6 protein-coding genes are annotated in these 5,933 nt (G+C 29.1%); all 6 read right to left on the minus strand.

The genetic code is table 11. The annotated features are described in order from the left end of the window. Nucleotides 1-939: 939 nt before the first annotated feature. Complete coding sequence (locus tag QVZ41_RS14360; RefSeq protein ID WP_302885337.1) at nucleotides 940-1,224, minus strand: helix-turn-helix domain-containing protein; 285 nt, start codon at nucleotides 1,222-1,224, stop codon at nucleotides 940-942. A gap of 2 nt (nucleotides 1,225-1,226) precedes the next feature. Beyond that, nucleotides 1,227-1,565 carry a type II toxin-antitoxin system RelE/ParE family toxin gene (locus QVZ41_RS14365; protein ID WP_167899352.1) on the minus strand — a complete coding sequence of 113 codons (339 nt, stop codon included), beginning with the start codon at nucleotides 1,563-1,565 and terminating at the stop codon, nucleotides 1,227-1,229. A gap of 265 nt (nucleotides 1,566-1,830) precedes the next feature. Then, entirely contained in the window at nucleotides 1,831-2,295 is a 465-nt protein-coding gene (locus tag QVZ41_RS14370; protein WP_302885338.1) for a hypothetical protein, read from the minus strand. Nucleotides 2,296-2,441: 146 nt separating this feature from the next. Further along, nucleotides 2,442-3,293: a hypothetical protein gene (locus tag QVZ41_RS14375; protein WP_302885340.1), complete on the minus strand. Its 852-nt coding sequence runs from the start codon at nucleotides 3,291-3,293 to the stop codon at nucleotides 2,442-2,444. 220 nt (nucleotides 3,294-3,513) lie between these two features. Then, a complete protein-coding gene (locus tag QVZ41_RS14380; RefSeq protein WP_302885341.1) occupies nucleotides 3,514-3,969 on the minus strand; it encodes a hypothetical protein in 456 nt (151 codons plus the stop codon). 211 nt (nucleotides 3,970-4,180) lie between these two features. Beyond that, nucleotides 4,181-4,876: a hypothetical protein gene (locus QVZ41_RS14385; protein WP_302885342.1), complete on the minus strand. Its 696-nt coding sequence runs from the start codon at nucleotides 4,874-4,876 to the stop codon at nucleotides 4,181-4,183. Between the last annotated feature and the right edge of the window lie 1,057 nt (nucleotides 4,877-5,933).

Consider the following 5,933-nt stretch of genomic DNA (forward strand, 5'->3'; position numbering starts at 1 on the left):
TGCGCTCTCCTTTCCAGAAAAATCGCTTTCCAATTTTCCTTAAATGTTTGTGCCATTCTATATCAGTCGTTAATTGACCTTCTCGTTTGTGTACCATTTTTTCAAATTATTGCCAACGGTTTTAGCTAGGAAACGAAGCGTTAGACTAGCCGATTAATTTTCAAACTTAAAATTACACAAAATAAAAAGAAAACCAACTTTATGAAAGCACAAAAAAGCTTTGTTTTTTAGCTGTTGTTAGCCTATGCAGTTTTTCAGTTTTCAGCCACGAAAATGTTTTTATTGAAAAAATGCATTATCCTTATTTTTTTCAGCGTTGCTACTTTTCAAATCGCGTTGTTACGATAAAATTCAACGTTTTGTTTGTTAATATTTTTCGGCATAAAAAAAGTATCAATGAAACATTTTTTGCGTATAATTCAGCACGCAATTTTTAACACAATTTTTATTTTGATAGATTTTTTTTCAAAGAATTAAGAATGAAAATTTATTCACTTTTTCACACTCAATTCAGTGCGTTATTTTTTTACGCACAGAGAAAAGTCAATAATTTTCAGCCACAAAAAAGTACATTTTTTAACAAATAATTTTCTTTAAAAAAGTCAATAAATTATCGGTTTGCAGAAAAGTTTTAGACTTATTTTTTTTGCGTGAGAATTGGTTTCAGAATGTTTCTAGAAAAGTTAAGAATTAATTTATCTGCGGAAATTTCGACCGAAATTTCCTGTTTAGGCTAACGGTTTTGGCTAGGCTTTGTGCGGGATTGAAAATCGGACAGATTTTCGAACACGGACTAAGCCGAAGCTTTTTGTTTGGTTTTGTTTCTTTTGATTTCACAAAGCCAAATCAACAAGATTTGGCGACCTAGTAAATATATATAAAACTTTTAGAAAGCACAGAACCCGCATGAAGTTTAGTCGGTGTTGGGCTTTCGTAATTTTATTCGGTTGTTAATTGAATCGATAAACCTAAAGCATTTGCTAACAAAGCAAAATTTGATAATTTAATATCTTCACCATTTTCAATTCTTGAAATATATGGTCTTTTCTTTCCAACTTTTTCAGCCAAATTTTCTTGACTCATATGAAGTTCTTTTCTTCTGTTTTTTATAATTTCTCCAAAATAATAAGAAAAAGCTTCTTCTCTAAATTGCTCACGCTCCTTAGTTCCTTCTTTTCCAAATCTTTCAGCTATTAATTTTTTTGCATTTATTGATTTTCCCATGACTATTGTTCTTTTAAATATTCGACTAAAATTCTTTCAGCTTGTTTTATCGCTTTGTTATAATCTTTCGTTGATTTTTTCTGAAAGCCATAAAGACAAACAGCTTTATTACATTCAGCAAAATTCAAATGATCGATAGCAAATATTACAATTCTGTATTCGTTTCCAGCTTTAATTCTCAGTTCATAGAATTGTGTTGATTGGAGTTTTTTCAGAAAGTTAGAATTAACAACTTTCACTTCACCAATAACTTCTAAGAGTTGGAAAAATTTCAATGAAACTCTTTTATCTTGATTATCTATAAATTCAAGACATTCCTCTGTAATATCTATTTCTCTCATATTACAAATGTAACTAATTCGTTACAATAATATTTCGTTTTATGGAATTTTTTTATGAAGCCCAACGGTTTTGGCTAGGCTTTGTGCGGGGTTGAAAATCGACCAGATTTTCGAACACGTACTAAGCCGAAGCTTTTTGTTTGGTTTTGTTTCTTTGGTTTCACAAAGCCAAATCAACAAGATTTGGCGACTTAGTAAATATACACAAAACTTTGAAGTAAGCACAAAACCCGCATGAAGTTTAGCCGGTGTTACCTGCTGGTTTTTAATCCGCTGGCAAATATCCGTTTTCTATTTTTTTTATTAATTCAATTGTTTTCTCAAACGCTTTTTTAGTCATGTCAAGAATAACAAATTCATTTATATCAGTTTCGAAATTAAAGGTCAGATTTAAACCGAACCAAATTCCGTTTTCAAAATCTTCATCTCCAACAGTCATTATTACGTGTTCAGGTAAATAATGGTCGTCAATGTCAACATTTCGAAACCCAATTTCTTGGTCTGTCATATTGTGAATTAAATCAGCTTGTTTTCCAACTCCACAGATATAGCCAACATTTCGGTCAATTGATTTTTGGATTATTTCGTCAAAATAATTCGTTTGTTTTTCGTCCGCAATTAAAATCAGACACCAATTGTTAGTTGGAAAATCTGCAATCCAGTTTTTTGCGGTATCAAATTCCACAAATTTTATTCTTCTGTCGGTTATGTCAGTTTCGATTTTTTTCAACTTGCAGGTAACGGTTTTGCATAGAAGTCAGTTTGGGAGAAAAGAACAACGCCTTTTCGACCTATGTACTGAACTTGGTTAAAAGTACTTGATTTTCACTAGAAAATCAAACCCAAATTGCTTTTATGCGTTGTTGGCAAAAGTTTTTATTCATTATAATTGTAATAAAAATCTCCACTTGATAATCCATTTCCATAATATCGATGAAATTGAGTTGGATAATTATCTTCACTATATTCGTATTCAATAGTTTCTGAACCAATTCTAATAATATTATTTGGAGACAAGCCATACCAATTGTACGGTTGGACCGCAATGTAGAATTCTATATAGTATAGTGATTTATTAAAACTTTCATATGCAACATAGTAAGGGTTAATTTTATCGTCGTATTTTAATTCAAGGACTCTCACTTCTGAATTTTTTTCATATTTTGAAGTTATTCTAATTAGGTTACTGTTTTCATCATAATCATATTTTTCAAAACCATGTCTCGTTTCGTCTCTTTCAGGACTATTTTTATCACCTGAACGAAGACTCAAATCACGTATTTCAATAATTCGTCCTTTTGAGTCAAGTATTGATTCTCTAATTTCAGTTACTTTACCTTCATTTGAAAACTCATAATATCTTTTAGAAGTAATTTTACCTTGTTCGTATTTTAATTCTATAAAATTATTATTTCCAATTTCTTCTCTTTTAATTATTCTATCAGATGAATCATAACTATAAGATACTCCTCTTCCATAATTATCTTCTGCTCTAATTAATTGATTTTTATCGTTGTAAAAATATTTCGTATAATTTTCGCCTAAAAAAGTTTTTGATAAACGATTATTTGAATATTCAAAATTTATATTTCCAAATAAATCTGGACGTTCAGGGTTGTAAATTGATTTAACATATTTTTTATAAGTTATAATTTCGTTTTCAATGTTTTCATCATTATTACTGCAAGAAAAAAAGAGAGTAATTAAGACTATAAATATTTTTTTCATTTTTTGTAATTTTTGCCAACGGTTTTGGCTAGGCTTTGTGCGGGCTTGAAAATCTGCGGATTTTCGATTACGGACTAAGCCGAAGCTTTTTGTTTGGATTTGTTTCTTTTGGTTTTCACAAAGCCAAATCAACAAGATTTGGCGACATAGTAAATATACACAAAACTTTGAAGTTTGCACAGAACCCGCATGAAGTTTAGCCGGTGTTGCCCAAAGTATTTTAAATATTTTTAATGACTCCTCTCAAAATAGCTTTCAAATAATTAGTGGTTTTTTCAACAAAACTATTAGGCTTTTGTCCGTTCGGATCATTAACCCAAAAACCGCAGACATTACAAATAATTTGTGATTTATATTTAGGTTCTCCATTTAAGCTATCATAAAATTCTATATTATTTTCTATAATAGTATGATTCCCAAAATTAGTTAGTTCCACTTTCTGAATATTTAACTTGTCAGTAAAACACCTTGGACATTGTTCTTTTCCATTTTGTACAGGTTTTATTTTATTAGTCGAGATAAGCTCTTCAATTTTCAGGTTATTGATTCCTTTTTTTGAAAGATGTTTTTTTATCTCTAACTGCGTTTTGGGCATATAAGTATGAAGTTTGAATTTAGCAAAATATGCTAATTCATTTTCGTTTAATTCAGAAAGGAATTTTTGAATTTGTGTCATTTTATATTTTGGGCAACGGTTTTGGCTAGGCTTTGTGCGGGTGAAAATCGACGAGATTTTCGAACACGCAACTAAGCCGAAGCTTTTTGTTTGGATTTGTTTCTTTGATTTCACAAAGCCAAATCAACAAGATTTGGCGACTTAGTAAATATACACAAAACTTTGAAGTAAGCACTAAACCCGCATGAAGTTTAGCCGGTGTTGGGCTTAGTTATTCTTCGATAATTATAAAATGTTCACTATCCTTTAAGTTATTTTCATAAGGAGGTGGTGGTGGAGGCATACGATACTCAATGTATTTATGAAATCCAAGTCTAGTACCTATCAAATTATTTATTTCGTTTTGAGTTTTGATATCTAATTCATGTAGCTTTTTGTTATAAAACTTAGTTGTTAAATAAGATTTATATTTTTCAACTCCTTTAGATATTTCATAAACGGTGTTTTTTAGTTGATTATAATCCACATTATTACTGTCTATAGAAATTGAAATAAAACCAGTTGAAAGATTTGTTTTTTTGTCAGAATTAGGAATTTGATGTTTATATGTCGATGAATTTACTCTCTCAGCGATTAAATACTCAAATGTTTTTTGTTTTAAAGAGTCAATAGGGGTTATTTCATGATAGAATAAAACATTTAAAGAATCAATTTGATTAACACTTATATTGTTTTTTTGACAAGGAGCATATTCATTAATATTAAATAAACTATCACTTAAAATGAGATATCTTTCAACGGATTTTTGAAAATATCTTGAATAAGGATATTTCGAAAGATAATCTGAAAAATCATTTATATCCCTTGAGTGTTCAATTTTGATCCATTCAGTTTTATGTTTTTTACTTTCAGAATTGCATTGAATTAACAAGCTTATGAATAATAAAAAGATAATATTTCTTACCATGTTGAATTTTCAAAATTTTAATTAAGCCCAACGGTTTTAGCTAGGAAACGTAGCGTTAAACTAGCCGATTAGTTTTCAGACTAAAACTACACAAAATAAACAAAAAACCAACTTTGATTAAGCACAAAAAAAGCTATGTTTTTTAGCTGTTGTTAGCTTATGCAACATTTCACATAAAAATGTTGAAAAGGGTAGGAGAGTTTCCAAACTTTACGCAACGACTTTAAAATCGCATTGCTACGATAATTTTTCACGTTCTGCTTTTCAAAGAATTGAGAATGTTAGTTTTGAGAATTTTTAGGGAATTGAGTACGTAACTTTAAGCCACCATTTATCGTTTATTTAGAACTTTCATTAAGAATTAGAAATGTTAGTTTTATTAAAATTCAGCGTACAGTTCAGCACGAAATTTATGGACACCATTTTCTTTTTAATTAATAATTTTTCAAAGAATTATTGATTTCGTTTACCTTTTACGTAACAGTAAATAATTCAATTATTTCTCAGTTTAAAAAAGCTAAGTTTTTCAGTTAAAAACATTAACAAATTTTATGTTATAGAAAAGTTTCGTTCTTTAATTTTTTGAGTCAAGATTGGTTTCAAATAATTAAGAAAAAGTTTCATTTTAACAACTGCGAAAAATTCAGCCATGAATTTCAGCGTTGTTAAAGCTAACGGTTTTAGCTAGTAAACGAAGCGTTAAACTAGCCGATTAATTTTTAGACTAAAACTACACAAAATAAACAAAAAATCAACTTTGTTAAAGCACAAAAAAAGCTATGTTTTTTAGCTGTTGTTAGCTTTTGCAGTTTTTTCAAATAAAAATGTTTCATTAAAAAAGTGCAATTTCATAATTTTCAGCGTAGCGATTTTATTTTGCGTTGTTACGATAATTTCCACGCTCTGCTAGTAAATAGCTTTTCGTTTATTAATTAATTTTCAATGAAATAATTTTATATAGAGTTCGGTACGTAACTTTTCACACTATTTTTATTATTGATGAATAAATTTTCAAAGAATTAATAATACTATTTTTTAAGTTTTTGCGTACAATTCA

Source organism: Wenyingzhuangia gilva, assembly GCF_030519655.1.
Lineage (GTDB): Bacteria > Bacteroidota > Bacteroidia > Flavobacteriales > Flavobacteriaceae > Wenyingzhuangia > Wenyingzhuangia gilva.

Excerpts from the sequence above, each read along its gene's own strand:
- QVZ41_RS14360 (WP_302885337.1), bottom strand. The coding sequence starts at position 1,224 with ATGGGAAAATCAATAAATGCAAAAAAATTAATAGCTGAAAGATTTGGA.
- QVZ41_RS14365 (WP_167899352.1), bottom strand. The coding sequence starts at position 1,565 with ATGAGAGAAATAGATATTACAGAGGAATGTCTTGAATTTATAGATAAT.
- QVZ41_RS14375 (WP_302885340.1), bottom strand. The coding sequence starts at position 3,293 with ATGAAAAAAATATTTATAGTCTTAATTACTCTCTTTTTTTCTTGCAGT.
- QVZ41_RS14380 (WP_302885341.1), bottom strand. The coding sequence starts at position 3,969 with ATGACACAAATTCAAAAATTCCTTTCTGAATTAAACGAAAATGAATTA.
- QVZ41_RS14385 (WP_302885342.1), bottom strand. The coding sequence starts at position 4,876 with ATGGTAAGAAATATTATCTTTTTATTATTCATAAGCTTGTTAATTCAA.